Here is a 26,768-nt window from a genome sequence, read left to right on the forward strand (position 1 = left end):
TATCCGCGTCTCGTCGGGTTTCGGCCCGGATATATGTTCCCGGCGTTGGCGGATCGGCCTCGCCACCGTGCTGGGCTCAATTTTGATGCCGCAGCGCCTCGACGATCACGGCAATCGCCGGCGAGAGCTGCCGCCGACTTGGGTAGTAGAGGTGGTAGCCCGGGAAGGGCAGGCTCCAGTCGTCGAGCACGAGTCTCAGCCGGCCCTCGGCCACGTGTTGGCTGACGAGGTCTTCCGGGACGTAGGCGATGCCGTAGCCGTTCAGCGCTGCGTCGACCATGGGAATGGTGGTGTTGAAGGTCAGCTGACCATCCACCCGGACCCTGAGCTCGCGGCCCTTCTTCTCGAACTCCCACGCATAGAGCCCGCCGAATGTGGTCTGCCGCAGGCTGATGCAATCATGTCCGACGAGGTCCTGCGGAACTTTCGGAACCGGGCGGCGCGAAAAATAGTGCGGCGAAGCGACGGCCACCAGCCGCCAATCCGGGCCGATGCGCACCGCGATCATGTCCTTGTCGACGCTCTCGCCGAGGCGCACGCCGGCGTCGAAGCGTTCCTCGACGATATTGCGCATGCCGTTGTCGCTGTAGAGCTCGACGCGCAGGTCCGGATAGTCGCGCAGCACCGGCTCGAGCTTCGGCCAGACGATCATGCGCAGCGCATGGTCGGACAGCGTGATGCGCACCGTGCCTGCTGGCCTGTCGCGGAAGGCCACAAGGCTCGAAAGGTCGGACTCTATGCCTTCGAAGCGCGGGACAAGCGACTGGTAGAGCCGCTCGCCCGCTTCCGTCGGCGCCACGCTTCGTGTCGTTCGCGTGAGCAGCCGCACGCCCAGCCGCGCCTCCAATTGCTTGATCGTATGGCTGAGCGTCGATTGCGACGTGCCGAGCTCGGCCGCCGCCCTGGTGAAGCTGCGCTCCCTGGCCACCATCAGGAACCACAGCAAATCCTTCAGATCCTCGCGCTGCATGGAGCACCACCCTGGCTCCGGCCGCTCGCTCAAGCTGTCGCGGTTCGTAGCCTCATCGTCAATTCATATCAAGGATGGATAAGTCCATGCAGATTGCAACGGCTAATCTGGATAGTGGAGGTGATTTATATAGCCGCCAGCGAAATGACTGGAGGGCTCGGCGGCGGGCCGCGGCACATGGACACGACCTACGACAGCCAATTGGCGAAAGCCCAAATGGTGAAAGAACCAAGCGCCTGGGGAGCAGTGGCATGCCTGTCGCTGCTTACCTTCGTGCTGGTGGCCTCGGAGTTCATGCCGGTCAGCCTGCTGACCCCCATCGCCAATGAGCTCGCCATTTCGGAGGGGCAGGCCGGCCAGGCGATTTCCGTCTCGGGTTTCTTCGCGGTCCTCACCAGCCTGTTCGGCAACGCGTTTATGTCGCAGCTGGACCGGCGCATCGTCGTGCTTTTCTACACCGCCGTCCTCGTCATCTCCGGCCTGGCGATCACCCTCGCGCCGAACTACCTGGTCTTCATGCTCGGCCGGGCCCTGATCGGGGTTTCAATCGGCGGCTTCTGGTCTTTGTCAACCGCCATCCTGGCTCGCATCGTGCCTGGCGCCGACCTGCCCAAGGCGATCGCTATGCTGCAGGGCGGGACGGCCTTCGCCTCGGTCATCGCGGCGCCGCTCGGCAGCTTCCTCGGCGGCCTGATCGGCTGGCGCGGCGCCTTCTTCATCGTCGTTCCGATCGGCCTTCTTGCGATCGTCTGGCAGCTCGCCGTCCTGCCGAAAATGCCTGCCGGCGAACAGACCTCGGTCGGCAACATGTTTGGCTTGCTCGGCAATCGCATCTTCGCCATCGGCATGGCGGCCATCACCCTCGCCTTCATGGGTCAGTTCGCGCTCTCCACCTATCTGCGCCCTTTCCTCGAAAACGTCACCGGCCTCGACGTCAACACGCTGTCGATGGTGCTTCTTGGCCTCGGCCTCGCCGGCCTGCTCGGCACGTCGGTGATCGGGTTCCTGCTCAGGTCGCATCTCGCGGCCGTGCTGATCGGCCTGCCGGCGGTTCTGGCGCTCATCGCCTTGTTGCTGGTCGCGCTCGGTCCGTTCGCCGTTGGGACCGCTGTCCTGCTGATCGCCTGGGGCTTGTTCACGACGCCGATCCCGGTCGCCTGGAACACCTGGATGACCAAAGTAATCCCCAACGATCTCGAGGCGGGCGGCGGGCTGCAGGTCGCGCTGATCCAGTTCGCCATTACCTTTGGCGCCTTCGCGGGCGGGCTGCTGTTCGATGCCGCCGGCTGGTGGAGCCCGTTCGCCCTCGGCGCGGTGCTGCTTCTGGGGTCGGCGCTGTTTGCCATCGCGGCGACTGCACGCGGAAGCAGCCATCGATGAGACGACAACCGATCGGCCGGCGAGCGCTGCTCTGCGCCGCGCTTGCAACCGTGGCCTCGCCGCGGCCGGCCAACAGCCAACAGGGCAGGCCAACCAGGACTATCGCCATCGCGGACCGATCAGGCTCGGCTGCTTCGACGAGGGCGAATAGGCGCTGCAAATGCGCGGCGAGTTCCCCTTCCCATGGAACGCATCTGAGGACGCACAGGAGATCATCATGGACATTCTTCGCGCAGGCTCGACGCCTTCCGGCAAAGGTCCGGCAAGTTGGTTCACCGGGACGGTGCGGATCGATCCGCTCTTCAATCCCTTCGACGCGGAGCGCGTGCAGGGCGCACAGGTCACCTTCGAGCCCGGCGCCCGCACCGCCTGGCACACGCATCCGCTGGGGCAGACGCTGATCGTCGTCTCCGGCCGCGGGCGCGTGCAGCGCGCGGGCGGCCCGGTCGAGGAGATCCGGCCCGGCGACGTCGTCTGGTTCGCGCCCGGCGAAAAACACTGGCACGGCGCGTCTCCCGAAACCGCCATGACCCACATTGCCCTCCAGGAGGTCAAGGACGGCAAGGTCGTGGACTGGCTGGAACATGTCAGCGACGCCGATTACGGCGCCTGACCCGATCGACAAAAGGAAGCAAGAAATGCTCGCAACCATTCTTCATAAGCCCGGCGACATCCGCTGCGAGGAAGTCGCCGATCCGAAGATCCTGCGGCCGACGGACGCCATCATCAAGCTCTCGGCAAGCTGCATCTGCGGCTCGGACTTGTGGCCTTATCGCGGACTGCAGCCAGTGAACGGCCCGCAGCATATGGGTCATGAATATTGCGGCATCGTCGTCGAGGTGGGCGCTGAGGTGCGCAATGTCCGCCCCGGACAGTTCGTCGTCGGCTCCTTCTGCCTCTCCGACAACACCTGCCCCGCATTGCCGCTTCGGCTTCCAGTCGTCCTGCGAGCAGCGCGAGTTCATGAGCGGCGCCCAGGCGCCTTACGCCCGCGTGCCGCTGGCCGACGGGACGCTGGTGACGACCTCCGAGGTTCCGCCGGCCGAGCTTGTCCCTGACCTGCTGGCCGTGTCGGACGTGCTCGGCACCGGATGGTACGCCGCCGATGCCGCCGAGGTTCGCGAGGGATCGACGGTGGTCGTCGTCGGCGATGGCGCGGTCGGCCTGATGGGCGTGCTCGCGGCCAAGGAGATGGGCGCCGAACGCATCATAGCCATGAGCCGCCACGCGAGCCGCCAGAAGCTCGCCCGTGAGTTCGGCGCGACCGACATCGTCGCCGAACGCGGCGAGGAAGGCATTGCGCGCATCAAGGAATTGACCAAGGGCGTCGGCGCGGATTCGGTGCTGGAACGCGTCGGCACGGGAGAATCCTTCGACCAGGCGCTGGCCTGCTCGCGGCCCGGCGGCACCATCGGCTATGTCGGCGTGCCGCATGGGGTGAGCTTCGACGGTCAAAAATTGTTCTTTGACCAGAGGCGCATGCTGGGCGGCCCGGCGCCGGTGCGCCGCTTCCTGCCCGACCTGATGGAGCGCGTGCTGCAAGGCCGCATCAAGCCCGGCAAGGTGTTCGACCTCAAGCTGCCGCTGGCGGAGGTCGCCGAGGGCTACCGCGCCATGGACGAGCGCCGCGCCATCAAGGTCATGCTCGAGGTTTAGGCGCCGGCGATGGTCGCGATGGACACGGCACCCGAAGGAAGCGGCACCATGGCGAGGCTGTTGCCGATCATGGCTTCTGTCTTTGCCGGCTTCCTGCTGATCGGCCTGGCGCTGCGGGTCCTGCCGCTGCATCTTCACAAGGGGTTGGGCTTCGGGCCGTTCGCCGTCGGGCTGGTGACGGGCAGCCAGTTCGTCGCCTCGCTTTTGTCGCGGATCGGCGCGGGGAAACTATGCCGATGCGCGCGGCGGCAAGCGGGCCGTCGTCATCGGCCTGGTCGCCGCCGCCTTGGCGGGGTTCATCTATCTCGGATCGCTCGCATTGCTCGACCGGCCGACGGCGTCCGCGTCCATGCTGTTCGTCGGCCGGGCCGTGTTGGGGGCGGCGGAAAGCTTCATCATCACGGGCGGCGTGGCCTGGGGTCTGGCTCTTGCCGGCGGGCAGCACTCCGGCAAGGTCATCGCCTGGGTCGGCACCGCTGCAATTGGCTTTCCTTGCCGTCGCCGCGGCGGCGCTTCCGGCCTTGGCCATCGCGCTCCTGCTTGCCTGCAGGCGATCCCCGGCAAGAAGGATTTAATGGCAAGTGCGCTACGCGCGACGGTTCTTGGGACTCGGCGGGTCCCCTGACAGGCCCGCCTCAGTGCGGGGGCACTTCGGCCCATAGTTCTTTGGCAAAGCCGCGCTTGTCGAGAACCCACGAATTACCGGTGACCACCGCCTTGCCACTCGCGCATTTGTAGGAATAGACGGCGTCGTGACCGGTCGCGAAAGCCGGCACGACGTCGTCATTGGGGTTGGTCTTGCAGAACTCGTTCGCGCCGGGGTTGTCGCGGGCCGCGTTCATTTTCGCGCAGGGCAGGTTGGCCCCCACGAAACAGGCCAGCACCTTGCCGTCCATGCAGCGATAATTGGCCTGCGTCTGCAGTTCCGATTCCGCCGGCGTGCCATTGGCATTCGGAAACAGCTCCTTGAACGCCTTGACGGTGCCGCCGTAAAGCTCGTGCGAGTAGGGACGGATCGTATCGTCGTTCTTCACCTGGCGGCAGAGTTGATAGAGGGTTTGGGCCGTAGCCACGCTGCCTGACGCGAGGACTGGGAACGCGGATGCCGAAAGCAGCCCAGAGATGAAAACGCCGATGGTCGGAAGCCGGAATGCATGCATTTTGAACTCCTCAGGAAGGCCCGCGGCTTTTGCCGGCGTCACGCATGAGAGGCCGGCAACCTCTCGCAGCTTGACCGCTGTGACGCCCGGAAGCAATCCGGGTTGCTGGGGCCGCGCGCGGGCGTCGGCAAGCTCTGGAACCAAGGGTGTCGCCAAGGGTTGAATTCGGTCGGTCGAGGTCGCACGGCGTTGCAAGCGGCACTTATGGAGGGCCTGGCCTTGAGCATTGTCCAGAGTATCAAGAAAGCTGCAGAAAAGCTGACCGGGATCGCAAGACCGGGCACGTCCGGGCTCGCGGATCTGGTAAGGCAGAGGAAAGCCAATACCTTCCGCTTCAAGGACGACGGCCTTGTGCCGAACCATCCGTCTTGGCCGCTGGTTGTTTACCGGGGCGCCGTGACATTGCCGGACGATCTCGATCCGGCAGCCGTCTTCGAGGAGCTGTTCAAGGCGAATGGGTGGGGCGACAGCTGGCGCAACGGCATCTACGACTACGTCCACTACCATTCGCGCATCCATGAGGTGTTGGGCATTGCGCGCGGCACGGCCAAGGTTCGCTTCGGCGGCGACAAGGGCCGCGCGCTCACGGTCAAGGCCGGCGACGTGGCGGTCCTGCCGGCTGGCACGGGTCACCAGCGGCTCTCGGCTTCCGACGATTTCCTCGTCGTCGGCGCCTACCCGCCCACCGGCACCTATGACGAATGCACCAAGCCGGAGCAGCATGCGGAAGCGCTACGCATGATCCCGAAGGTGAGCCGGCCGCGCAAGGACCCGGTCTATGGCGGCGACGGACCGTTGCTCAAGGCATGGGGCGAAGGCTGAATGTCAACAGCGATCGGCTGATTTCAAGCGTAGCGACGGCGCTCCGCCTACGGATAATGCGTCTTCTTCGGCGCGTAGGTTGCCGGATCGAAATCCAGTTCCTTCGGCAAGGGCTGGCTTGAGCACTGCAGGTGGACCTGGCGGGCGAGAAGCCGTCGCTGCTGCTGCTCATGCTGCTTTACCGCTGCCACCATCCCCATGCTGTAGGGGCCGAGCAGGACGCCAAAACCCCAGCCGGGGTGTTCCTTTTCGCGGCTGTCGTAGTCGGAGGCCGCGATGCGAGCCTGCTGGCATTCCGGCGAGGTCCATTTCGGATCCTGCTGCGAAAGCTTGGCTTGGTAGGCGACCGGAGAGGTCACGCATCCAACCAACGCCGCACTCATCGCGAGGACCACTGCGATTCTCATTCACAAGCCTTTCCTAATGTGCGGGCGAGAAAACACAGAAGGAGGCTTTGGGCAAGCATCCGTCGGCGAAACCAAAATCGCTTTCCGGCTGCAACCGGCCTGCCGGCCGCGCGTTGTCAAGCAGCTTACCCTCATGGAGCCCACACCAATGCCCGCCAAGCATTTCTCTCAGCCCGTCGCAATCTTCGTCGGGCTCGGCTTTCCGCGCGAGATAAACACGGTCTTCGAAGCCTATCAGTTTCTCGAGGAATGGACGGGCAGTCGCAGCCCGAGCTACGCGACGACACTCGCTCTCTGCCAGGCGGCGCTCTCCGGCGACCAGGATGCCGAGCCCGCACGCGTCGCTTTCGAGGCGTTCGTCAGGTCGCGCGGCATTCTCGCTCCGGAAGCGATGGAACTCGCCGCAGCGCGTGCCGCGCAGGAATGGGTGGCGGCTTAGTCGATCGCCGCGCCATTTCATCGCTCAAAACTTGCGGCTGAGATAGGCCGATCCGCCGAGGCCGAAGCGCCACTCGGCTTCCACGCCTTTTGTGAGGCCGATCCGGCGGCCGCTGACGATAGCGGCCGGATCGGTCTGCGAGCGTGCAAATTCGAAGGGGGGCGCGGTGAGCGAGAGCCCGTTATGCGAGGCGTCGATGCCGAGCGCCTGGCAAAGCTTGCCGGGGCCGGAGCAGAGCAGCCTGTCGTCATCCGTTCCGCGGCGGCCGCGCATCGCGGCGATGCCGGATTGCGGCTGCATCGCGCGGATCAGTACCGCGCTGCCCGGCAGGCACACCGCGTTCAGGCACCAATGCAGGCCGTAGGAACGGTACACATAGGCCGTGCCGGGCGCGCCATACATCGGCGCGTTGCGCGGCGTGCGGCCGCGAAAGCTGTGCGATGCGGGGTCGTCGGGACGATATGCCTCGGTCTCGACGATGATGCCGCCGACACCGGCGAGCCCAAGCCTCGCGCCAATCAGCGCGCGAGCGACCACGAGCGCGTCGCGGGCGAAGAAATCAGGCCCGCCGCTAAGCGGCATGGCGATTGGCGTCGATCGGACAGGCAATCGTCGGTGTCCGCTCAGCCCAGAAGGTTGCGCGCCGTACGCATGAAGATCCGCGAACCGATCGGGATCAGGTCGTCGGGGAAATCATAGTCGGGGTTGTGCAGCGAGGGCGTGCGCTCGCCGGCGCCGAGGAAGAACATCGCCGATTTGGCATTGTGGCCGAAAATGCCGAAATCCTCCGAGGCGCGCATCGGCAGCGCCTCTTCGCTGCGCGCAACACCTTCCTCGTCGAGCGCGCGGTTGAGATGCTGGACCGCCTCCGGGGCGTTGACGCTGGCGACGAAGATCTCGTGATAGTCGAAGCGCACCGAGAGACCGTGCTTGGCGGCGATCTTCGCGGCAAGCGCTTCCGCGGCGGCGACCTGCTCGGCCATGCGCTCGTCGCGGCGGGTGCGCAGCGTTGCCCACACTTCCGCATAGCCGGGTGCGATGCCGAACACGGCTTCGCCCATCGCGCAATGGGTGACGGTCACCATGCCGAAATCCTCATCGGTGAAGGTGCCGCGCCCGAGCGCGGGCAGCGCCGGCATCAGCTCGCTCACCGCCGGCATCGGCGAGATGCCGGTTTCCGGCATCGAGGAATGCGCGGTCTTGCCTTCGAGGACGATGCGCATGCCGCGCGAGGCGCAGTTGACGGTGCCGGCCTTGAGCCGCACCTCGCCGAACGGCACCCCCGGCAGATTGTGCAGCGAGAAGGCAAAGTCCGGCTGGATCTCGTCGAAGCGCGGGTCGGCGACGACGCCGGCCGCGCCATTGCCGGTTTCCTCCGCCGGCTGGAACATCAAGACGACGCGCCCGCGCGCGGGCCGTTCGCGCCCGAACTGGCGGCCGAGTGCCGCCAGGATCGCGGTGTGGCCGTCATGGCCGCACATATGCGACTTGCCCGGCACCTGAGAGCTATGCTCGACGCCCGACAGCTCTTCGATCGGCAGCGCGTCGAGCTCCGAGCGGAACAGCACCGTCGGCCCGGCCTGTCCGCTGTCATAAACCGCCGCCACGCCATGCCCGCCGAGCCCCGTCAGCACCTTGTCCGGACCGGTATCGGCGAGGAAGTCCACCACCTCTTTCGCCGTCTTTTCCTCCTCGTTGGAGATTTCCGGCTGCCGGTGCAGCTTGCGGCGCCATTCGGTGAGCTCGATGAGGTCGCGATTGGTCAGGGTCATGGATTGAGACTCCGGTTGGGCTTTTCCGGTCACACAAACACGACAGGTTTTTTCTCGTGCCGTGCCATGGAGGTCAATTCGGATAGGCCATCGGCCTCCGCAAAATCAATGCCCTATCTGACCACCTTCACCTGCGGCAGGTCGGGGCTGGGCCAGAAGGTTCCATGTCGGCGTTTTTTTGCGCGTGCGGTTCTTCCTGTCCATCCCGCAGCGCTCCGCAAAGGTCCAGAACCGTTGTCCGATGGTCCGTCTCGATACGGAGCAGCCGCCCGGTTTTCTGCCAGCTCCCCCGCGTCGGGCGGACTTAATCGGGAAATGCGACGTAAACCGCTGAAATCCTTAACACGATTTTCATCCCGCTTGCCTACCCACTAGGGACATGAACAGGCATCAGGAGCGGCTGGCGGCGGATCCCTCTTCCGAGGGGCGCAGCGAAGCCGTGGACGCAGGCATCCTGCGCGACCAGCTTGCGGATCTGAGCAAGGGCGTCTTCATCTCGATGCCCATAGGCACGGTGCTCTCGGCCTTGATCCTGGCGGTGCAGCTCTTGTCGGGCGGCGGCCTTGCCGCGGTGCTGTGGTTTATCGCGATCGCCTTGATCAACGGCGCGCGCATGGTGCTTGCCGTCACCCAATCGGGCGCGGCCGACGACAGGCCTCAGGCGGTGGGCACCCGGCTTTCCCGCTATGGCCTGCTGGCGCTTGCCTCGGGCGTCGCCTGGTCTTTCCTGGCGCTGCTGAGCGACGGATACACGACCAGCCAGGCGCCGCTCTATCTCATCGTGCTTGCCGGCATTTCGGCCGGCTCGGTCACCTACGGAACCTGCTACGCGCCGGCTTCGATCAATTTCATCCTCCTGCCGCTCCTCATCGCCGCCGGCTGCGTTCTGGCCAAGGGCGGCGTCGAAAATTACGTGCTCGCCTTCACCATCCTGCTTTTCCTCGGCGGCATGATCAGGAGCGCGCTGCTCGGGCAATCCCGCTTCCGCGAGACGAGCCGTCTCAAATACGAGGCGCGCGAATTCGCCGCCGAGATGGAGCGCAACTCCAGGCGCGACCCGCTGACGAATCTGCTCAACCGCCATGGGCTTGAGCAGGCGATCGCCGAACTCGGGCTCTCCGACGGCCCGTTTGTCGCCATGCTGATCGACCTCGACGGCTTCAAATCCGTCAACGACACCTATGGCCACACCATCGGCGACAACCTTCTGGTCAAGGTGGCGCGCCGGATAGAGGACCACGCCCCGCCGGGTGCCACGATCGCGCGCATCGGCGGCGACGAATTCGTGCTGCTTTTCTCCGCCGGCAGATCGCAGCAAGCGGCCGGCGCGCTCGCCTCCGCCATCATAGCAGCCATCGCCAATCCGGATCCGGAGTTGAATTCGGTGCGCGTCGGCGCCTCGATCGGCATCTACCAATCGGAAAAGCCGCGACTGACCGAGATGCTGCTCAAGGCGGATTTCGCCCTCTACGCGGCCAAGCGCGGCGGCCGGAACGAATATTATCTGTTCGACGCCGGGCTGGACGCTGCACTCGAACGCAAGAACCGCATCGAGCGCGACCTGCGCGGTGCCATCGAAGCCGGCGCCCTCTGCTCCTGGTTCCAGCCGCTGGTGCGGCTCGACACCAACGCGGTCGTCGGTTTCGAGGCGCTGCTGCGTTGGCATCACGATGTCCACGGCGCCATCTCGCCGCCTGAGATCGTCACCGCCGCGCGCGAAACCGGGCTGCTTTCGCTTTTGACCGAGACGGTGTTCCTCAATTGCTGCGCCATGATCGCAGAGCTCGTGAAACACGGGCGCCGCGATGTCCGCGTCGCGATGAACCTTTCGCCGCGCGAACTCGAGGCCGGCAATGTCGACGACATGATCCTCGATGGCCTGAAAGCGAGGAATGTGCCCGCCGCGATGCTCGAGATCGAGATCACCGAGGAGGCACCGGTCGACCGCGACCGGGTCGACGAAAAGGTCGGCCGCCTGGCGGATGCGGGCATATCGATCGTGCTCGACGATTTCGGCACCGGCTTCTCGACCCTGGTGTCGCTCAAGGACAGGCGCATCCGAAAGATCAAGATCGACAAGGATTTCGTGCGCGACCTGGCGAAATGCGTCGAGGACCAGGCCGTGGTCGAGGCGGTGATCGGCCTCGGCCGTACGCTGGGCATCGAGGTGATGGCCGAGGGTGTCGAGACCGACGCCGATCGCATGATCCTGCGCTCGCTGGGCTGCATGATCGGGCAGGGTTATCTGTTTTCGGCGGCGCTTCCGATGCGCGACGCGCTCGCCTTCGACGCGGCAGGCGCCGAGGTCATTTTCGAGCCGCTGCGCAATCCCCGCAGCGGCAATGCCGCGTGACTTGCCTGCGCGGGCATTCACTGTAATCCGGCCTGGAAGCGGCCGCGAAAGGGCAGGGTAGCCGGGAATAGAGCGCCGGGCGCGGCGGCAGCGCTCCAAGGTCCTGCGCAATCGCGGAACGCCCTATGCGATCGGCCTGGGCGGCCCGCATGAAACCTTTTGATTTTTAAGCCGTTGTCGCGCGATGCCCAAGGCCAAAGTCAAACCGACGCCCGCAGGCGCCACCGCTCCGCTTGCGGTCCGCCAATCACGCCCGCAGGAGCGGGCAGCGAAGCCGAAGCTGCGGCAGGAGAAACCGCCCAAGCCAAGCGAAGCCGAGCCCAAGGCGTCCGAGCAGAAAGCGCCCGCCGATGCCGCACCGGAGGCCATCGGCCATGCGGGGGCGCCGCCGCCCGAGGCCGCCGAGCCCGGTCCCGCGCTTTCGCCCGAAGAAGCCGAGCGGGCGCGCAAGAAATATCTGCTGCGGCGCTTCTGGATCAGCGGGCGCGGCTATTGGGGTTTGCATGGCGACAAGCTCGCCTGGCCGCTGACGATCGGGCTGATCATGTTGATCTGCGTCAATGTCGGCTTCCAATATGGCATCAACCGCTGGAACCGCGCGATCTTCGACGCCATCGAACAGCGCGACGCCCGCACCGTCTATTGGCTCAGCGCCATCTTCCTGCCGCTGGTCGCCGGCAGCATCAGCCTGGTGGTCACCCAGGTCTATGTACGCATGACCATGCAGCGCCGCTGGCGCTCCTGGCTGACCACGGCGGTCGTCCAGCGCTGGCTGGCCAGCGGCCGCTATTACCAGCTCAACCTCGTCAAGGGCGATCACGCCAATCCCGAGGCCCGCCTGACGGAGGATCTGCGCATCGCGACGGAATCGCCGGTCGACTTCCTCGCCGGGGTCCTCAACGCCTTCCTGGCGGCCTCGACTTTCATCGTCGTCTTGTGGACCATTGGCGGCGCGCTGAGTTTTTCCCTGGGCGGCTCAACCATCACCGTGCCCGGTTTCCTCGTCGTCACCGCGGTCATTTATGCGGTGATCACCTCGACCTCGATGTTCTTCATCGGCCGCCATTTCGTCCAGCTCTCGGAAGACAAGAACCAGGCCGAGGCCGAGTTTCGCTATGTGCTGACGCGCGTGCGCGAAAACGGCGAGAGCATCGCGCTGCTCGGCGGCGAGGAGGAAGAGAATGCCGGCATCGACCGCAGCTTCGCCGGCGTGCTCGGCCGCTGGGCTCGGCTCACCGGTCAGCACATGCGCACCACGCTGGTCTCGCAAGGCTCCAGCCTGTTCGCGCCGGTCGTGCCGGTGCTTTTATGCGCGCCGAAATTCCTCGACGGTTCCATGACACTCGGCCAGGTCATGCAGGCTGCTTCCGCCTTCGCCCTCGTGCAGGGCGCTTTCGGCTGGCTGGTCGACAATTACCCGCGCCTCGCCGATTGGAACGCGTCCGCCCGCCGCATCGCATCGCTGATGATGTCGCTCGACGGGCTGGAGCGGGCCGAAGCGAACGATAGGCTCGGCCGCATCCAGCGCGGCGATGCCAAGGGCAGCGCGATGCTGAGCCTCAACAATGTTTCCGTGACGCTCGACGACGGCACCTCGGTGGTGAAGGAAACCGAGGTGGAGATCCAGCCCGGCGAGCGCGTGCTGGTCTCGGGCGAATCCGGCACCGGCAAGTCGACGCTGGTGCGCGCCATCGCCGGGCTGTGGCCCTGGGGCAGCGGCAGCGTCGATTTCCACCCGGGCAAGCGCCTCTTCATGCTGCCGCAGCGCCCCTACATTCCGTCCGGCACGCTGCGCCGCGCCACCGCCTATCCCGCCGCCGCCGACAACTGGAAGACGAAAGAGATCGACGCCGCCCTCGACAAGGTCGGCCTCGGCTATCTGAAGGAGCGGCTGGAGGAGGAGGCGCCCTGGGACCAGACGCTGTCGGGCGGCGAAAAACAACGCCTGGCCTTCGCGCGCCTCTTGCTGCACGCGCCCGACATCGTCGTGCTCGACGAGGCGACCTCGGCGCTGGACGAGAAAAGCCAGGACAGGATGATGCAGACGGTGGTCCAGGAACTGCCCAGGGTCACCATCATCAGCGTCGCCCACCGCGCCGAGCTGGAAGCGTTCCACACGCGAAAGATCACGCTGGAGCGGCGCGAGGGCGGGGCGCGGCTGGTGAGCGATGTGGAGCTTGTGTCGCGCAGGAAGAAGCGCGGCCTGCTGCAGCGGGCGCTGTGGGGGGGTGGGGCGAGAGGAGGGTCCGCGCGGTAAGCCACGGGTCTTGCCCGTCCCTCGGTTTCCCATTTCATGGGGATGCAGCCTGAGGCGCGCCGCGCCGAATGGCGGGCGGCCTCTTACCCGGCCGCCGGGCTGCTCTGCCGGGATGGCACGCCGCCGGATGGAATATCGCGGACAGGCGCGGCGAACAGCATCTTAACGAAGGCGCGATAGGCCAGGATCTGGTATGCGAGCCGCGCCGGATCGCCGGTGACCTTGGCCATGATGATGCCGCCATCGATGATGCAGGACAGCATTTCGGCAACCACGGGCAGGTCGACCGGCTCGCGCGGCGGATGGACAGCGGCGATGGTCTCGAGATGGGCGAGGACGCGGGCGTTGACACTCTCTATCGCCTCGCGGTTGAGGTTGACGACGCGGCGGTCGAACAGCCGCTCCTGGTAGCAGATCGAGGCGATCATGCAGCCGGGATGGCCTCCCGGCAGGTCGCCCATCAAATCAGCCAGCATCTTCAGCGCGATAAGGAATGCCTGCAGCGGTTCGTCCGAGAGATTGGCGGCGCGGCCGAACAGTTCGTCGAGAATACGATGGTCTTCGGCGATGTAGCGGCGCAGCAACTCGTGGGCAAGCTCGTTCTTGTCACGGAAATGATAGAAGAACCCGCTCTTGGTAATGCCGGCTTCTGTGATCACTTCTTCGATGGAGGTCGCGCCAAAGCCCTTGGCGAGCACAGAGGCCCTCGGCCACTTCCAGAATGCGTTCACGCGTTGCCTCACCCTTGCGCATGGGAGGCCCTCCAACTGTACCCGCGGTACGGAAATGTCGCCGCGCGACAATACCATATCCCGCCGGCACATCGCCAGTTGATCGCTAAACCGTTGAAGAACATGCACGAAATCGGTTCTCTCATTCTCCGTACCGCGCGTTCACTAGTTTGCACGCATTCGATCTGGGAAAAACCGCTCCATCCCGGGCGGCTCTGCCGTCCACCAACTCTGGAGGTTTTGACCCATGGCGAAATATCGTCACGCATTGCCGCAGGTCGCCGGCGGACTTTTTCTGAGCGACGGCGGCATGGAGACCGCGCTCATCTTCCTGCAGGGGATCGAACTGCCGCATTTCGCTTCATTCGTTCTCCTCGAAAACGAGAAGGGGCGCGCCGAACTGGTGAAATATTATGAGCGTTTCCTGCCGATCGCTCGCGGCAGGGGCCTCGGCTTCCTGCTCGACACGGCCACCTGGCGCGCCAGTCTCGACTGGGGCCGGGCGATCGGTTTCGACGCCGACCGGCTGACGGCGATCAATCTTGCCTCGGTTGACCTCGTCGGCACCCTTCGCGACAAGTGGGAGACGCCAGCCACGCCGATCATCCTCAACGGCGTCATCGGCCCGCGCGGCGACGGATACAAGGCCGGCCGGATGGAGGCGGAGGAAGCGCGGGACTATCACGCTTTCCAGGTCGACATTTTCGCGCGCACGCAAGCCGACATGGTTTCGGCCATCACCATGAACACGGTCGGTGAAGGCGTGGGGATCGCCCTCGCCGCCAAGGCGGCCGGAATGCCCTGCGTCGTCTCCTTTACCGTCGAAACCGACGGCAGGCTGGCCGATGGGACGACGCTGCGCGCGGCGATCGAGGCGACCGAGGAAGCGACCGACGGCTCGCCGGCCTATTACATGGTCAACTGCGCGCATCCGACCCATTTCGAGCAGGCGCTGGCGCGCGGCGAGGCGTGGGTGAAACGCATCCACGGCGTGCGCGCCAATGCATCGGCGAAGAGCCATGCCGAGCTCGACGAGTCCGATACGCTGGACATCGGCGATATCGCGGATCTGGGCCGCCGCTACGCAGCGCTGACGCGGAGCTTCCCGTCGATGCGTATTCTCGGCGGCTGCTGCGGCACCGACCACCGGCATATAGCCGCGATCTGCGAAGCGGTGACGCCGGCGCCCGCCGCGGCCAAGTGATCCGACATCGAGCATCGGACGGAGCTCTCCTCCGCCGCGGGCCGTGATCCTCGGGCTCCCCATGAATGCCGCGCCGGTTGCAGACAAAGTGCCCGTGCTTCGGGTAGAGTTCCTGCCGGCGCGACAATCATCGAAGGGGAGCATCGCGGTGAACGAAAAAACCAGTCCCGAGCCACCCGAACCCAGGCCGATCGCCGAGATCGCCAGCTATCACGCCCACATCTATTACGGCGATGCGGCCGAGCGCCGGCAAGCCGAATGGCTGCGCGAGCGCATCGGCGAGCGTTTTCGCGTACGTCTCGGCAACTGGCGCGACGAGCCGGTCGGCCCGCATGAGCAGGCCATGTACCAGGTCTCCTTCGCGACCGAAATCTTCGCCACGCTGGTCCCCTGGCTGATGCTGAACCACGGGGGCCTGAGTATCCTCATCCACCCCAACACCACCAACCCCAAGCGCGACCACCTGATCGACCCGATCTGGATCGGCCGCGCGCTGCCGGTGAAGGGCGAGGTGCTTGGCGAGGAGGACGAGGCGGAAGAGGCGCTGGAGGTGAATACCGAGCCGACGCTGGGGGTGTAGAGGGCCGCGCTTTAACGAAGCGATGCACGCCGGACAGCAGCGCCGGAGAGCTGCGGCGAACCGGACCAGCTAGATATATGCAGAACTACTAAATTAGAATGCGCGACAAGGCGTGTCTGCACAGTTCACATTCGGGCCGCGCAACGGGCGGCATAATCCAGGCTGGAAAAGACTCTGAACACAGCCCCTGTGTTACTGGTGATGTGCTGGAAGCACACCCGCGATAAAGAAGTCGGCGAGCGGTTCTACTGCTTGCCAAACCGGCGGCCAGCACATAAGCCTGCACATCTGCGATCATCGATCCTCGGGGGAGGGGCTTGTGGCGAAACCAAAACAGCTCGCGACGAAATGCGTGGCGTTGCGCCTCGGGGCCGCGGTCCTCGCCATGCCGGTCGCCGACGCGCTTGCCGACAATGTCGTTGCGGACGACCAGATCGTGCAAGGAAGCCTCTGCGTCGGGTTCGACTGCGTCAACAACGAGTCCTTCGGGTTCAACACCATCGTTGTGAAGGAAAACAACACGCGCATCTACTTCGACGACACGAGCACGAATGCCGGATTTGCCGCTAATGACTGGGCGCTGATTGCGAACGATTCCGGCTCCGGCGGGGCCAATTACTTCGGCATCCAGGATGCAACGAACAACAAGATGGTGTTCCGCGTCGATGCGGGCGCTCCCGAGAATGCGGTCTATGTCAACAGCTTTGGCAATTTGGGCCTCGGTACGTCCAGCCCGGCTCTCGGGCTCCAGATAACCCGAAGCGACACGCCGGCGATCCGACTGGAGCAGACAAGCGCCGGCGGCTTCACGGCGCAGACCTGGGATATCGGCGGCAACGAGGCGAATTTCTTCATCCGCGACTCGACGAATGGCAGCCGGCTTCCTTTCCGCATCCGTCCGGGCGCGCCCACGAGCAGCCTCGACATCGCCGCGAACGGCAATGTTGGTCTCGGCACCGCTTCTCCCGACAGCAAGCTGCATCTCTATGGAGCGGCCACGCAGGATACGTTTGAGACCATCGGTGTGTCCTCGGCGGCCAACGCGGATGCGCTGACCTTCGGCTATGGCGGCGCGAGCTTCGGCGTCGGGACCTCGCTGATCAATGCGCATTCGGCCACCGCCTCGAGCGGCCGGCTTCTGCTTGCCACCGACGGCGTGACCCGCATGACCATCGACGCAAACGGGAATGTGGGCATCGGCACGAACACCCCGGCCGCGGGCCTCGATGTCGTGGGCACCGTTCGTTTTGCATCGCTTGCGGGTTGCACCTCCGGCATCGGCACCAATGCCGCGGGCGACCTGGCCTGCATCACCGGCGGCGCCGGAAATCCGCCCTATTATGATACGACCGCCTCTGGCACGCAGCCGAACGCCAGCGGCACCAACTCCACCGCGGCCGGCTCCGGCAGCAATGCCAACGGCACCAATGCGCTGGCCGGCGGCACCAACAACCAGTCGCAGGGAGACAACACCACCGTCATCGGCTCGAACAACAGTGTCACCGGCGACGACAGCGGCGCTTTCGGCACCGGCAACACTGTCAAGGGCAATGGCAGCTACGCGATCGGCGACCCCAATGTCGTCAATGGCGACAAATCCTTGGTCTACGGCGACGACAATGCCGTCAACGCCCCGAACGTTGCCAGCAACGGCAACGGCATCCAGGTCTTCGGCTCGAACAACACCGTCGCGAGCACCGCCAATTCGTCAGGATCGGTGGTGGTCGGATCGGGCAGCACGGTCAACGCCACCAATGCAATCGCGTTCGGCAATGGCACGACGGTGACCGGCGCCAATGCGATCGCCATGGGATCGGGCGCATCCTCGGCCGGCCTGAATGCCGTTGCGATCGGCTCCGGCGCCAGCGCCGGCTATGCAGGCTCGGCCGCCTACGGCTCGGGTGCGGTCGCAACAAGGCAAAACGAGCAGGTGTTCGGAACGGCGAGCAACACCTATTCGATGCCCGGCCTGACGTCGGCGGCGAGCTCATCGGCCCAGACCGGCGCGATTGAGATCGTCACCACGGATGCCAGCGGCCATCTCGCCTCCGTGACGCCGGGCGCGCTCGGCCTTTCCGATCCCGCGCAATTCAACAGCCTCAGCTCCCGTATCGACAGCGTCGGCAGCCGTGCCTATTCCGGCGTCGCCATGGCGATGGCGTTGGCCGGCGCGCCGACCGTGCTGCCGGACGAAAAATTCGTCACCACCTTGAACTGGGGCACGTTCGAGGGCGTCAATGCCTTTGCGCTCAGCGCCGGCGCCCGGCTCGGCTCGCAGCTCCAGCTCAATGGCGGCGTCGCCTTCGATCCCAACCAGCATATGGCCGGCGGACGGCTGGGCCTGAGGATGAGCTGGTAGGAAGCGGTCCCGCCGGCGCGCCATGATGATTCCGATGCGAACAGTCACAATTCTCCTGGCGGCGATGCTTGCCGTATGCGCCGCCGGACCTGGCCTTGCCCAGACGCAGACCCAGGCGCCGGCGCCGGGCAAGAAGAAGGTGGCGGCGCCGACAGCGCCGGCGGCGCCGGCCGCGCCCGCCTGGCCGGCAAACGCCGCGCAGGCGATCTATCTCGCCCGCAGCACCATGATGGCTCTCCAGCAGGCGGTGGAAACAGGCAACTTCACGGTGCTGCGGGACATGGGCTCGCCAGGCTTTCGCGCCCAGAACACCGCCGCCGATCTCGCGATCAGGTTCCAGGCGCTGCGCCACTCGGGCGCCGACCTGACCGCGGTTGCCGTGGTCGCCCCGCAGCTGTCCACGCCGCCCTTTCTCGATCCGCAGAAGCAGCTGCACCTTGTCGGCCTTTTTCCCACGCAACCGCTGGAGATCGACTTCGACCTGTCCTTCGAAAACGTCGACAACCGCTGGCGCATCTCCGCAATCGGCGTGACGACCGCCCCGGCGCCGAAAGGGCAGGAGGGTGGGGATAAGGTGGCGAAGTAGAGCGCGGGCAAGGGCGGTCGTGATCTAGAGCGGTAACCCGAGCGGGCTTGACTCCCAGGGATAATCGCGGATCAATCCCGCAACCTCGCTCTTGCCCCGAGGCCATGAACTCAGCCCTCCACCATGGAGGCATAAAAGCGCGAGGCGGATTATGAATCCGTCGGTTGGGGAGTGTCGGCTAACTGATTAAACCACGAGGGCCTCTGCATCCTCACATCCCAACCCCACTGCCCATAAGCATCGCCACCACCCTAGTTGACCCGATCTGGATCGCGGCGAGCGCTGAGGGCATTGGGAGACGCTGGACGAAAGATTGAAGATGCTAGATCAAAGTCCGTCAAATTCGAGCTGAATGCGAGGCAAAAGATCGCTTGGAAGTCTGCAGGCCGAAATTATATATTCACTTAAGGAAAGAACAAACTGACGGGCGCGCTTGTTGTTACCTAACATGTGCTTAAGCATTCTTTCTGGCATGTCAATTTTTCCGCAAGAAATTTGCCGTGTTTGAGGCTTATTGAGAATCGGTCTATCTATATTGACAATTCGCGGCGGCCTAAACGAGCAACCCACCCCTCAACCCTCGTCCTCCACCACAAACGACAGCGCGATCAGGTCGTCGACGTCGATGCCGCCATGGCCGTTGTCCAGCACGTCCGCGACCTTTTGGAAGGCCAGCATGTCATCCGTGCTGAGGTTGGCTGCTCTCAGCCTGTCCTGCAAGCCCGCCACCCTGGTTTCCAACGTCGTGGACGTTTCGATCATCGTTGTCTCCGTTGCTGTCCAACGCCGCGTTCCACACGCCCAGCATCAGGCATGAAAACACCACCGGCCCTATGAAAAGGCTGATCGCTATGCCCACGGCCGCGGCAATGCTCATCCGCTCTGATTTCGCGGCAATCTTGGCGAGGCCTCATCGGCCGGAATGAGATCGAGGATGGAAAGATCGCGCTGGTGCAGCGCGCCGTTGTCGTTTGCGGCCATCGCGAGCCGCTCCCGGGAAGGAAGCCGCGCCTCGGCAAAGGGCCCACAGGAGCTCATCCGCACAGATCACGCCCCCGCAAACGCCGCCTTGGCGTGGCGTTCGAAAAGCGCCAGCTTGGCCGAGTAGCCAAGCCGGAGCTTGGCCTTGCAGGCGTCGCAGTGGAAAGTGCTTACCGCCTTGAACCACGAGCCGTTCCTGATGATCGGCCGGCGGCAGTTGGGGCATTCATAGCGAAGACTGACGTCCCGCAACTCATCGGAAATAGACACTGTTCACCTCTGGCCCCAGCCCTTGTTCTTTTCATCGGATGCCCGTCATCTGCGCGCAGGTGACGGGCGATCCAGCCGACTGACGATGAAGGGACTGATTTTTCGTCAGCGCAGTGCTAATGAGATCGCAGCGCATATGTTTCACGCGACGGACCAATGCGCCGGGAAATGGGACCTCAGTCCGTATCAGCGGAACCTAATGTTCCTCGGGCGCTTATGGCCAAATGAGCAGGCGCGGTCTCGATTTCTTCGACCGATGGATGGCGGAGCATCTGCCGAACGTGCTGACGGACGATCCGGTCGCGGTGAGCGATCTGGCCGTCGAGATGGTGAAGGCGGCGGGGCGCGAAGGCATCCCTGCAAGCGAGATTGACGAAGAGGTCGACAGCGTTTTCGAGGTGATCTTCGAGGCGCTGCAGCATCGCGAAGGCAATTTGGGGGAGAGCGACCAGGCTGTCTTCGAATTGCTTTCAGGGCGCCTGGCAAGGGAAACCGGCATCACCCAGGATCAGGCCGGCGAGCTGATCGAGACCATCGGGACCGACTGGGATGCGCTCCTTCGGGAGGCTCATTTTCTGAAAGAGCAGGGCGAATGAGCGAGCGTGGCGCGGAGTTCTTCGGCCGATGGATCACCGATAATGTGATGCGCGGCAATGTGGGCGCGGACATCCTCTCGGTGGCCGAGCTGACCACCAAGCTGTTCGCCGACGCCAGGGCGGCAGGTATCTCCGAGGAGGAGATCGAAGAGGAAGTCGGAAGCGCCTACGAGGCGATCCGGGCCGCGATAGTCGGCCCCAAGGACACCGGCAAACCGTAATGATCGGGCCGCTATCCATTCGAGCTGAGCCGCTGGGCCTGGATCCACGCCTACCATAGGAACATTAGCGCGCCCTAAGGGTTCTCTCACCAAGTACCGCACACCAGGTGGGATCATGGCTGAGTTGGCATTTGCTTTCGTGTATCATTCAGGGCTGACCGGCCACGACATGCTAGGCGCTGTCGTGGCTTTGACGGCGGGGCTGCTTCTCTACAACGTTGTGCGCGAAGACCGCCCAAACCGATAGCAGCCCAAACCGATAGAGGATCGATCCGTGAGTGGCCCGGCTCGAAAGCGGGGGGTGCCCACGAGCCGAGCCTGGCCGGCGGGGGCACGGACTAGATACAGGGCGCCGGCCGATATTGGTATATCAGCCTATGCTAAATTAATCGCCATCCGAACGAAGGACGCTTTGGTTCCCCTGGCAGACAGCCGCCGGTTCCATCACCCCCCAGCCAACCGCGGCAGCAGAAAAATCTCGGCGTCCTTCGGCAGCTCCTTGCTCCACGTATCCCGATAGATCGTTCCGTCGATCGCCACCGCTATCCCGCGGTCGATCCAGGGCTCGATGCCGGGATACTGTTCCGCCAGCTTGCGGAACAGCTCCCTGATGTCCTTGGCCTCGATGTCGTGCTTGGCCTTGCCTCCGGCGACGGCGCTGAGCGAGCCCCAAAGGGTGACTTCGACCATTACCGCCTCAAGGTGCGTCGGTATTGAGGTGAGGCCGGCCTGCGAAGGACGGCTTCCTGCGCTTCCGGCCTTCGCCGGCCGAAGCACTCGTGAGCCGCCGCGCAGCCGAGCCTACGGCCGGCGTAGGCCGGTGCTCACGTACTTGAAGTACGCTCCGCTCCGGTTCTCGGAAGCCATCATTCTCGGCTCGGCCTGACCTGAATCTCAACACACCTTGCCCTAGCTTGGATACCTCTCAACCCTCCCGTTCCGCCTCCAGCGCCGCGAGAATGCGCGGCGGCGACATCGGGATGTGGGTCATGCGCACGCCGACGGCATTCGACACCGCGTTGGCGATCGCCGCCAGCGGCGGCACGATCGAGGTTTCGCCCACGCCGCGCACGCCATAGGGGTGGTTGGGGTTGGGGATTTCCAGGATCTGCGTGTCGATCATCGGCAGGTCGGAGCAGACCGGGATGCGATAGTCGAGGAAGCCCGCATTCTGCAGCCGCCCGTCCTTGCCGTAGATATATTCCTCGTTGAGCGCCCAGCCGATGCCTTGCGCGGCACCGCCTTGGTACTGGCCCTCGACATAGGTCGGGTGCACCGCCTTGCCGGCATCCTGCACCACCGTATAGCGGATCACGCGGGTCGAGCCGGTCTCGGGGTCAACCTCGACGTCGCAGATATGGGTGGCGAAGGACACACCCGCGCCGTCGGCCACGAGCTCGCTATGGCCGGCGATCGGCCCGCCGGTCTTGCCGGAGGCGGTCGCGATTTCCTTGAGCGACAGCGGCGAGAGGTTGCCGTATTTCTCGCCCTTGGCGATCGCATGGCCCTTTTCCCAGACCACGTCCTCCACCGGGATGTCCCAGGTCTGCGCCGCGCGCTCGCGCAGGATCTTGATTGCGTTGCGCGCGGCCGAGATCGTCGCCATCGAGGAGGAGAAGGTGCCGCGGCTGCCGTCGGTCATGTCGTTGTAACCGAGGGAAGAGGTGTCGGCGACCACGGCCTTGACCTGGGAATAGTCGATGCCGAGCTCCTCCGCCGCCACCAGCGACAGCGACGCGCGGGAGCCGCCCACATCCACCGTGCCCACGGCCAGCGACACCGTACCGTCCATGCCGATGTTCAGGTCCGTGCAGGTCTGGCCGCCGAAATTGAACCAGAAGCCGCAGGCCATGCCGCGTCCCTGGTTGGCTTTCAGCGGCGCCTTCATATGAGGATGGTTCTTCACCGCCTCCAGCGTCGGCCCGATGCCGATCGGCCCATAGACCGGGCCGTAGGACGAGCGCGTGCCTTCCTGCGCGGCGTTCTTGATGCGGAAGTCCACCGCGTCCATGCCGAGCTCCTTGGCGAGCTCGTCCACCACGCTTTCCACGGCGAAGGCCGCCATCGGCGCGGAGGGCGCGCGATAGGCCGCGGTCTTCGGCCGGTTGACCAGCACTTCATAGCCGACGGTCTTGACGTTTTCGAGCTTGTAGCAGGCGAACGCCGTCATCGCGCCGATCTCGGCCCAGGAGCCGGCATAGGGGCCGCAGCTGTAGCGCAGCGTCGCTTCCGCCGCGGTGATGGTGCCGTCCTTCTTGGCGCCGATCTTGACGTCGATCGAAGTCGCGCTGGTCGGGCCCGAGGCGCGGAAAACCTCGTCTCGGGTCATCACCAGTTTTACGGGGCGGCCGGCCTTTCTGGACAAGGCAAGCGCCACCGGCTCGGCCCAGACATGGGTCTTGCCGCCGAAACCGCCGCCGATCTCCGACGAGGTGACGCGCAGCTTCGAGGCTTCGAGCCCCAGCAGCTGGGCGCAATGCTGGCGGTAGACGAAATGGCCCTGCGTGCAGACCCAGAGGTCCGCCGTGCCGTCCGGGTTGACGCTCGCCACGCAGGCATGCGGCTCGATATAGCCCTGATGCGTCTGCTCGGTCTTGAAGGAGCGCTCGACGATGAAATCGGCCTGCGCGAAACCGGCATGCACGTCGCCATGGCCGAACTGCGTGCGCTTGGTGATGTTGGAGGGCTTTGCGGGCTTCTCCTCGAGGCCCTCGGTGAAGACCTTGTCGTTGATCAGCGGCGCGTGGTGCTGCGCCGCCTCGTCGACATCGGTCACATGCGGCAGCACCTCATAGTCGACCTCGATCAGCTTCAGCGCCTCCCGGGCGGTGCGGGCGTCGATCGCCGCCACCGCGGCCACCGCATGGCCGTCATAGAGCGCCTTCTTGCGCGCCATCGAATTGTCGAGGATGTCGTACATGGCGGCGTCGCCGTCGGTGAGGTCGGGCAGGTCCTTTGCCGTGATCACCGCCTTCACGCCGGCGAGCTTTTCCGCCTTCGAGGTGTCGATCTTCTTGATCACCGCATGCGCATGGGGGCTGCGCAGAATTCGGCCGACCAGCTGTCCGGCCATGTTGAAGTCGGCGCCATAGCGGGCGCGTCCGGTCACCTTGTCGATGCCGTCGGGGCGGATCGGGCGCGTGCCGACGGAAGCGAACTTGCGTCCTGAAAAGCGCGGATCGAAATTCATGGATTACGCTCCCTTCATCACGTTGGCCGCGTCCTGGACGGCACGCACGATCTTGTCATAGCCGGTGCAGCGGCAGAGATTGCCGGCCAGCCCGAAGCGGATTTCCTCCTCGGTGGGCGAGGGGTTCTTAGCCAGAAGGTCCTTCGCCGCAATCAGGAAACCTGGCGTGCAGATGCCGCATTGCAAGGCCGCGTGCTCCAGGAATTTCTGCTGCAGCGGGTGCAGCTGGTCGCCATGCGCCATGCCTTCGATGGTCTCGACCTTGCGGCCCTCGGCTTCCGCGCCCAGCACCAGGCAAGAGCAGACCAGCCTGCCGTCGACGATGACGCTGCAGGCGCCGCAGTCGCCGGTGCCGCAGCCTTCCTTGGCGCCGGTTAGGCCCAGCCGGTCGCGCAGCACTTCCAGCAGCGTCTCGTCGGGCTGGCACAGATATTCGACGGCATCGCCGTTGATTGTGGTTGATACAGCTACACCGGCCATTATTTGCCTCCCGCACGCTTGTAGGCGATTGCCGCGACGCGCCTTGCCAGCACGCCCGCCACTTTCCGTCTGAATTCGATGGTGCCGCGCTTGTCGTCGATCGGCCGGCAGGCGCCGGAGCAGATCTTCGCCAGCCGCTCCAGCGTCCCTTCGTCGAGCTTGGAGCCGACCAGCACTTGCCCCGCTTCCTCGACGAGAAGCACCGTGGGTGCCGCGGCGCCCAGCGCCACGCGCGCGGTCTTGATCGCGCCCTTGTCATCCAGCGTCAGGTTCACGCCGGCGCTCACCACAGCGATGTCCATCTCGGTGCGCGGAATGAAGCGCAGATAGGCGTCGCCCGCATGCTCAGGCCGCTTGTCGAGCAGGATCGCCTCGACGATCTCACCCTTGGCCAGCGAAGTGCGGCCCGGTCCGGTCGGCACGCTCTCCACGGCAATGGTGCGCTTGCCCGAAGGCCCGGCGACCACAGCCTTGGCGCCGGCCGCCACCAGCGCCGGCACGCTGTCGGCGGCGGGCGAGGCGTTGCAGAGATTGCCGGTGATTGTGCAGCGGCCCTGCACCTGCTTGGAGCCGATCAGGTTCGCGGCCTCGACCACGCCCGGCCATGCCTGCCTGAGCGCCTTGTTCTCGCCCAGCACCGCGCAGGGCACGGCGGCGCCGATGCGAAAACCGTCGGCCGTTTCGGTGATGTCGGCCAGGCCGCCTATGCGCTTGATGTCGACGATCAGCTCGGGCTCGATGAAGCCGCCCTTCATCCTGACCAGTAGGTCGCTGCCTCCGGCCAGGATCGCGGCCGGTCCTACCGCCTTGGCGAGCTCGCCAACGGCATCTTCGATTGAAAGCGGACGTATGTAACGCATCGTCTCCCCTTGGTGATCGCTTTGTCAGCGACCGTTATAAAGCGTCTGGTTATAATGGCCATCCCGTTCGTGCATATGCGGGTTAGGCCAGAGCCCTGTTCCAGATGCGCCCAGCGGGCGGGCCAGGGCGCCGCGGCCTTTCCCTTCTCGCCTTCACTGTACGGGGAAACGGTGTCCGAAGGGCGGATGAGGAGCGGCGCCAGCGTTGGTCATTGCCTGTCTCCGCCGCAAACCGCAAAACTGTTATTCGTCTCAAGCGATTGCCGTTCCCGATATCCATACCGGCTCGAACGAGACGTTGCGCAACCGGGCCTTGCGCACCCGCTCGACGAACACGTCATCGACGAAGACCGGGGAAGCCCGCATCGGCAGCTTGAACACTTCCGCCGTCCTGATCTTCTCCGCGTCGAAGGCGTAGCGCTCGATGGCAAGAATGTCGCCGTCGTCGAACCGGACGATCCGCGACCGCTTCTCATCCAGCGCGTCGATCACATTGGTCACGTTGAGCAGCCAGACCTCCTCGCCGCGCAGCGCGACGAGCTCGCCATAGGGACGCAACGCCGCCGCCAGCGCGTCGACGGCCGGTCGGCGCAAAAGCGGCGCGTATGCGCCGAGCCAGGGGAAATCGGAATAGAGCCGCTCGCCTTCCTCGACGCGTCGCATCACCGGCGGCTCCCGGCCGTTGACCGATCGCCCATCGAGGCTGAAGAAGGTCTCATAGACATCGTCGTCGACCGGCAGCACCCATTCCTGCCCCTCCGACACAGCGAATTGATGGATGGTCGTCATCGCAAGATGCTCCGCCGTCGTCTGAGGATCGCGGCTCCAGGCGGTTCGCCGAAAGCGCGCGGGGAGCATGCACCGGCCCGGCGCGGCGTTCAAGGAAGCTCAGGCCTGATTGCGGAGCAGGTCGGTTTCAGGCCCCGCGCGGACCAATCCACGGCCAGGCATCGGCAATATTGTTATCACAGCCAGTGGCCTGTAAGAGCGGGCATGACCTCCATCTCCCGTCTCGCCGCGCTCGTCCTGCTGGCCTTCATCATCTTCGCAACGCTGTCGCCCATCGAGCTGCGGCCACACCTGAGCGATGCCAACATGGAACGCGCTTTGGCTTATATCCTGCTGGGGCTGGCCCTGGCGCTCGGGTTTCCGTCCCGCGTGACCCAGACGGTGCTGTTCATTTGCGCGGTAGCAGGCGTTCTCGAGGTTCTGCAGCTGTTCGACCCTGGCCGGCATGCGCGGGTTGCAGATGCCTTGCTCAAGGCGGCGGCGGGCGTCGTAGGGATTGGCCTGGCGCGCTTCGTCATCACGTTGGTGAGCCGCGCCGCCGAGCGACGCTAGAGCGGTTCACCGTTTCAGGGAAACGGCGAACCGCTCTATCCCTTTGTTTTTACGCAATTCCGGACGGAAAAACCGCTCACACTTTTCCTGGAATTGCTCCAGTGCGCCGGCTCGCGCCAGAGTGGTGTTGCGACCTAAGGCACGTCGTATTCA

26 protein-coding genes and 2 pseudogenes are annotated in these 26,768 nt (G+C 64.9%); 15 read left to right on the top strand and 13 right to left on the bottom strand.

Annotation, left to right across the window (positions count from 1 at the left end):
* Positions 1–76: 76 nt before the first annotated feature.
* Positions 77–970: a LysR family transcriptional regulator gene (locus ACVMIM_RS16990; RefSeq protein ID WP_476113376.1), complete on the bottom strand. Its 894-nt coding sequence runs from the start codon at positions 968–970 to the stop codon at positions 77–79.
* A 177-nt stretch (positions 971–1,147) separates the two neighbouring features.
* On the opposite strand from ACVMIM_RS16990, the gene ACVMIM_RS16995 reads away from it, so the two are divergent.
* The 4 genes and pseudogenes from ACVMIM_RS16995 to ACVMIM_RS17010 all read left to right on the top strand — a co-directional run bounded on the left by ACVMIM_RS16995 (position 1,148) and on the right by ACVMIM_RS17010 (position 4,631).
* Positions 1,148–2,350 (top strand): MFS transporter, encoded by a 1,203-nt coding sequence (locus tag ACVMIM_RS16995; protein ID WP_476117264.1) that lies wholly within the window; start codon positions 1,148–1,150, stop codon positions 2,348–2,350.
* A 217-nt stretch (positions 2,351–2,567) separates the two neighbouring features.
* A complete protein-coding gene (locus tag ACVMIM_RS17000; RefSeq protein WP_476113378.1) occupies positions 2,568–2,963 on the top strand; it encodes a (R)-mandelonitrile lyase in 396 nt (131 codons plus the stop codon).
* A 25-nt stretch (positions 2,964–2,988) separates the two neighbouring features.
* A pseudogene (locus ACVMIM_RS17005) lies at positions 2,989–4,006 on the top strand (zinc-dependent alcohol dehydrogenase family protein).
* 349 nt (positions 4,007–4,355) lie between these two features.
* A complete protein-coding gene (locus tag ACVMIM_RS17010; RefSeq protein WP_476113379.1) occupies positions 4,356–4,631 on the top strand; it encodes a hypothetical protein in 276 nt (91 codons plus the stop codon).
* A gap of 10 nt (positions 4,632–4,641) precedes the next feature.
* Here the strand turns inward: ACVMIM_RS17010 and ACVMIM_RS17015 are convergent, their stop codons facing one another.
* Positions 4,642–5,310: a hypothetical protein gene (locus ACVMIM_RS17015; RefSeq protein ID WP_476113381.1), complete on the bottom strand. Its 669-nt coding sequence runs from the start codon at positions 5,308–5,310 to the stop codon at positions 4,642–4,644.
* A gap of 75 nt (positions 5,311–5,385) precedes the next feature.
* Here ACVMIM_RS17015 and ACVMIM_RS17020 point away from each other — a divergent pair, with 75 nt between their 5' ends.
* Complete coding sequence (locus ACVMIM_RS17020) at positions 5,386–5,988, top strand: cupin (RefSeq protein ID WP_476113382.1); 603 nt, start codon at positions 5,386–5,388, stop codon at positions 5,986–5,988.
* 47 nt (positions 5,989–6,035) lie between these two features.
* Here the strand turns inward: ACVMIM_RS17020 and ACVMIM_RS17025 are convergent, their stop codons facing one another.
* The gene (locus ACVMIM_RS17025; RefSeq protein ID WP_476113384.1) at positions 6,036–6,383 is read right to left on the bottom strand and encodes a hypothetical protein; all 348 of its coding nucleotides are present in this window, start codon (positions 6,381–6,383) and stop codon (positions 6,036–6,038) included.
* Positions 6,384–6,543: 160 nt separating this feature from the next.
* Between ACVMIM_RS17025 and ACVMIM_RS17030 the strand changes: the two genes are divergently transcribed.
* Complete coding sequence (locus ACVMIM_RS17030) at positions 6,544–6,834, top strand: DUF982 domain-containing protein (protein ID WP_041002759.1); 291 nt, start codon at positions 6,544–6,546, stop codon at positions 6,832–6,834.
* A gap of 24 nt (positions 6,835–6,858) precedes the next feature.
* On the opposite strand, the gene ACVMIM_RS17035 is transcribed toward ACVMIM_RS17030, so the two are convergent.
* Entirely contained in the window at positions 6,859–7,416 is a 558-nt protein-coding gene (locus tag ACVMIM_RS17035) for a DNA-3-methyladenine glycosylase (RefSeq protein ID WP_476117266.1), read from the bottom strand.
* Positions 7,417–7,457: 41 nt separating this feature from the next.
* Positions 7,458–8,606: an amidohydrolase gene (locus ACVMIM_RS17040; protein ID WP_476113386.1), complete on the bottom strand. Its 1,149-nt coding sequence runs from the start codon at positions 8,604–8,606 to the stop codon at positions 7,458–7,460.
* 379 nt (positions 8,607–8,985) lie between these two features.
* Between ACVMIM_RS17040 and ACVMIM_RS17045 the strand changes: the two genes are divergently transcribed.
* Together ACVMIM_RS17045 and ACVMIM_RS17050 are read left to right on the top strand one after the other, a co-directional pair.
* On the top strand, positions 8,986–10,959 hold the full coding sequence (locus ACVMIM_RS17045; protein ID WP_476113388.1) for a putative bifunctional diguanylate cyclase/phosphodiesterase: 1,974 nt from the start codon (positions 8,986–8,988) through the stop codon (positions 10,957–10,959).
* 184 nt (positions 10,960–11,143) lie between these two features.
* Positions 11,144–13,216: an ABC transporter ATP-binding protein/permease gene (locus tag ACVMIM_RS17050; RefSeq protein ID WP_476113389.1), complete on the top strand. Its 2,073-nt coding sequence runs from the start codon at positions 11,144–11,146 to the stop codon at positions 13,214–13,216.
* A gap of 83 nt (positions 13,217–13,299) precedes the next feature.
* Here ACVMIM_RS17050 and ACVMIM_RS17055 read toward each other — a convergent pair.
* A pseudogene (locus ACVMIM_RS17055) lies at positions 13,300–13,969 on the bottom strand (TetR/AcrR family transcriptional regulator).
* Between the two features lie 225 nt (positions 13,970–14,194).
* On the opposite strand from ACVMIM_RS17055, the gene ACVMIM_RS17060 reads away from it, so the two are divergent.
* The 4 genes from ACVMIM_RS17060 (at position 14,195) to ACVMIM_RS17075 (ending at position 18,676) form a co-directional block, all read left to right on the top strand.
* The gene (locus tag ACVMIM_RS17060; RefSeq protein ID WP_476113390.1) at positions 14,195–15,151 is read left to right on the top strand and encodes a homocysteine S-methyltransferase family protein; all 957 of its coding nucleotides are present in this window, start codon (positions 14,195–14,197) and stop codon (positions 15,149–15,151) included.
* Between the two features lie 148 nt (positions 15,152–15,299).
* Entirely contained in the window at positions 15,300–15,731 is a 432-nt protein-coding gene (locus ACVMIM_RS17065) for a DOPA 4,5-dioxygenase family protein (protein ID WP_476113391.1), read from the top strand.
* A gap of 319 nt (positions 15,732–16,050) precedes the next feature.
* On the top strand, positions 16,051–18,090 hold the full coding sequence (locus ACVMIM_RS17070) for a hypothetical protein (RefSeq protein ID WP_476113393.1): 2,040 nt from the start codon (positions 16,051–16,053) through the stop codon (positions 18,088–18,090).
* Between the two features lie 34 nt (positions 18,091–18,124).
* A complete protein-coding gene (locus ACVMIM_RS17075) occupies positions 18,125–18,676 on the top strand; it encodes a hypothetical protein (protein ID WP_476113394.1) in 552 nt (183 codons plus the stop codon).
* A 573-nt stretch (positions 18,677–19,249) separates the two neighbouring features.
* Here ACVMIM_RS17075 and ACVMIM_RS17080 read toward each other — a convergent pair.
* Both ACVMIM_RS17080 and ACVMIM_RS17085 read right to left on the bottom strand, forming a co-directional pair.
* Entirely contained in the window at positions 19,250–19,438 is a 189-nt protein-coding gene (locus ACVMIM_RS17080; protein WP_476113396.1) for a hypothetical protein, read from the bottom strand.
* A gap of 285 nt (positions 19,439–19,723) precedes the next feature.
* Entirely contained in the window at positions 19,724–19,927 is a 204-nt protein-coding gene (locus tag ACVMIM_RS17085) for a hypothetical protein (protein WP_476113398.1), read from the bottom strand.
* A gap of 260 nt (positions 19,928–20,187) precedes the next feature.
* On the opposite strand from ACVMIM_RS17085, the gene ACVMIM_RS17090 reads away from it, so the two are divergent.
* Both ACVMIM_RS17090 and ACVMIM_RS17095 read left to right on the top strand, forming a co-directional pair.
* Positions 20,188–20,523, top strand: a complete 336-nt coding sequence (locus ACVMIM_RS17090; RefSeq protein WP_476113399.1) for a hypothetical protein — start codon at positions 20,188–20,190, stop codon at positions 20,521–20,523.
* The gene (locus tag ACVMIM_RS17095; protein ID WP_041001563.1) at positions 20,520–20,744 is read left to right on the top strand and encodes a DUF768 domain-containing protein; all 225 of its coding nucleotides are present in this window, start codon (positions 20,520–20,522) and stop codon (positions 20,742–20,744) included. The genes ACVMIM_RS17090 and ACVMIM_RS17095 overlap by 4 nt, the downstream gene beginning before the upstream one ends.
* Positions 20,745–21,188: 444 nt before the next feature.
* On the opposite strand, the gene ACVMIM_RS17100 is transcribed toward ACVMIM_RS17095, so the two are convergent.
* The 5 genes from ACVMIM_RS17100 to ACVMIM_RS17120 form a co-directional block, all read right to left on the bottom strand.
* Positions 21,189–21,434, bottom strand: a complete 246-nt coding sequence (locus ACVMIM_RS17100) for a MoaD/ThiS family protein (protein WP_041001561.1) — start codon at positions 21,432–21,434, stop codon at positions 21,189–21,191.
* Between the two features lie 235 nt (positions 21,435–21,669).
* Positions 21,670–23,934: a xanthine dehydrogenase family protein molybdopterin-binding subunit gene (locus ACVMIM_RS17105; protein ID WP_476113402.1), complete on the bottom strand. Its 2,265-nt coding sequence runs from the start codon at positions 23,932–23,934 to the stop codon at positions 21,670–21,672.
* A 3-nt stretch (positions 23,935–23,937) separates the two neighbouring features.
* On the bottom strand, positions 23,938–24,414 hold the full coding sequence (locus ACVMIM_RS17110) for a (2Fe-2S)-binding protein (protein ID WP_040980422.1): 477 nt from the start codon (positions 24,412–24,414) through the stop codon (positions 23,938–23,940).
* Positions 24,414–25,274: an FAD binding domain-containing protein gene (locus ACVMIM_RS17115; protein ID WP_476113403.1), complete on the bottom strand. Its 861-nt coding sequence runs from the start codon at positions 25,272–25,274 to the stop codon at positions 24,414–24,416. The genes ACVMIM_RS17110 and ACVMIM_RS17115 overlap by 1 nt, the downstream gene beginning before the upstream one ends.
* Before the next feature lie 252 nt (positions 25,275–25,526).
* On the bottom strand, positions 25,527–26,063 hold the full coding sequence (locus ACVMIM_RS17120) for an imm11 family protein (RefSeq protein ID WP_476113404.1): 537 nt from the start codon (positions 26,061–26,063) through the stop codon (positions 25,527–25,529).
* 204 nt (positions 26,064–26,267) lie between these two features.
* Here ACVMIM_RS17120 and ACVMIM_RS17125 point away from each other — a divergent pair, with 204 nt between their 5' ends.
* Positions 26,268–26,615, top strand: a complete 348-nt coding sequence (locus tag ACVMIM_RS17125; protein ID WP_476113406.1) for a VanZ family protein — start codon at positions 26,268–26,270, stop codon at positions 26,613–26,615.
* Positions 26,616–26,768 lie beyond the last annotated feature (153 nt).

This window comes from Mesorhizobium sp. USDA 4413 (assembly GCF_056280365.1).

What these genes read in the sequence shown, in the direction of transcription:
- ACVMIM_RS16990 (WP_476113376.1), bottom strand. Translation starts at nt 970, where the DNA reads ATGCAGCGCGAGGATCTGAAGGATTTGCTGTGGTTCCTGATGGTGGCC.
- ACVMIM_RS16995 (WP_476117264.1), top strand. Translation starts at nt 1,148, where the DNA reads ATGGACACGACCTACGACAGCCAATTGGCGAAAGCCCAAATGGTGAAA.
- ACVMIM_RS17000 (WP_476113378.1), top strand. Translation starts at nt 2,568, where the DNA reads ATGGACATTCTTCGCGCAGGCTCGACGCCTTCCGGCAAAGGTCCGGCA.
- ACVMIM_RS17010 (WP_476113379.1), top strand. Translation starts at nt 4,356, where the DNA reads ATGCTGTTCGTCGGCCGGGCCGTGTTGGGGGCGGCGGAAAGCTTCATC.
- ACVMIM_RS17030 (WP_041002759.1), top strand. Translation starts at nt 6,544, where the DNA reads ATGCCCGCCAAGCATTTCTCTCAGCCCGTCGCAATCTTCGTCGGGCTC.
- ACVMIM_RS17035 (WP_476117266.1), bottom strand. Translation starts at nt 7,416, where the DNA reads ATGCCGCTTAGCGGCGGGCCTGATTTCTTCGCCCGCGACGCGCTCGTG.
- ACVMIM_RS17040 (WP_476113386.1), bottom strand. Translation starts at nt 8,606, where the DNA reads ATGACCCTGACCAATCGCGACCTCATCGAGCTCACCGAATGGCGCCGC.
- ACVMIM_RS17045 (WP_476113388.1), top strand. Translation starts at nt 8,986, where the DNA reads ATGAACAGGCATCAGGAGCGGCTGGCGGCGGATCCCTCTTCCGAGGGG.
- ACVMIM_RS17050 (WP_476113389.1), top strand. Translation starts at nt 11,144, where the DNA reads ATGCCCAAGGCCAAAGTCAAACCGACGCCCGCAGGCGCCACCGCTCCG.
- ACVMIM_RS17060 (WP_476113390.1), top strand. Translation starts at nt 14,195, where the DNA reads ATGGCGAAATATCGTCACGCATTGCCGCAGGTCGCCGGCGGACTTTTT.
- ACVMIM_RS17075 (WP_476113394.1), top strand. Translation starts at nt 18,125, where the DNA reads ATGCGAACAGTCACAATTCTCCTGGCGGCGATGCTTGCCGTATGCGCC.
- ACVMIM_RS17080 (WP_476113396.1), bottom strand. Translation starts at nt 19,438, where the DNA reads ATGATCGAAACGTCCACGACGTTGGAAACCAGGGTGGCGGGCTTGCAG.
- ACVMIM_RS17090 (WP_476113399.1), top strand. Translation starts at nt 20,188, where the DNA reads ATGGCGGAGCATCTGCCGAACGTGCTGACGGACGATCCGGTCGCGGTG.
- ACVMIM_RS17095 (WP_041001563.1), top strand. Translation starts at nt 20,520, where the DNA reads ATGAGCGAGCGTGGCGCGGAGTTCTTCGGCCGATGGATCACCGATAAT.
- ACVMIM_RS17100 (WP_041001561.1), bottom strand. Translation starts at nt 21,434, where the DNA reads ATGGTCGAAGTCACCCTTTGGGGCTCGCTCAGCGCCGTCGCCGGAGGC.
- ACVMIM_RS17105 (WP_476113402.1), bottom strand. Translation starts at nt 23,934, where the DNA reads ATGAATTTCGATCCGCGCTTTTCAGGACGCAAGTTCGCTTCCGTCGGC.
- ACVMIM_RS17110 (WP_040980422.1), bottom strand. Translation starts at nt 24,414, where the DNA reads ATGGCCGGTGTAGCTGTATCAACCACAATCAACGGCGATGCCGTCGAA.
- ACVMIM_RS17115 (WP_476113403.1), bottom strand. Translation starts at nt 25,274, where the DNA reads ATGCGTTACATACGTCCGCTTTCAATCGAAGATGCCGTTGGCGAGCTC.
- ACVMIM_RS17120 (WP_476113404.1), bottom strand. Translation starts at nt 26,063, where the DNA reads ATGACGACCATCCATCAATTCGCTGTGTCGGAGGGGCAGGAATGGGTG.
- ACVMIM_RS17125 (WP_476113406.1), top strand. Translation starts at nt 26,268, where the DNA reads ATGACCTCCATCTCCCGTCTCGCCGCGCTCGTCCTGCTGGCCTTCATC.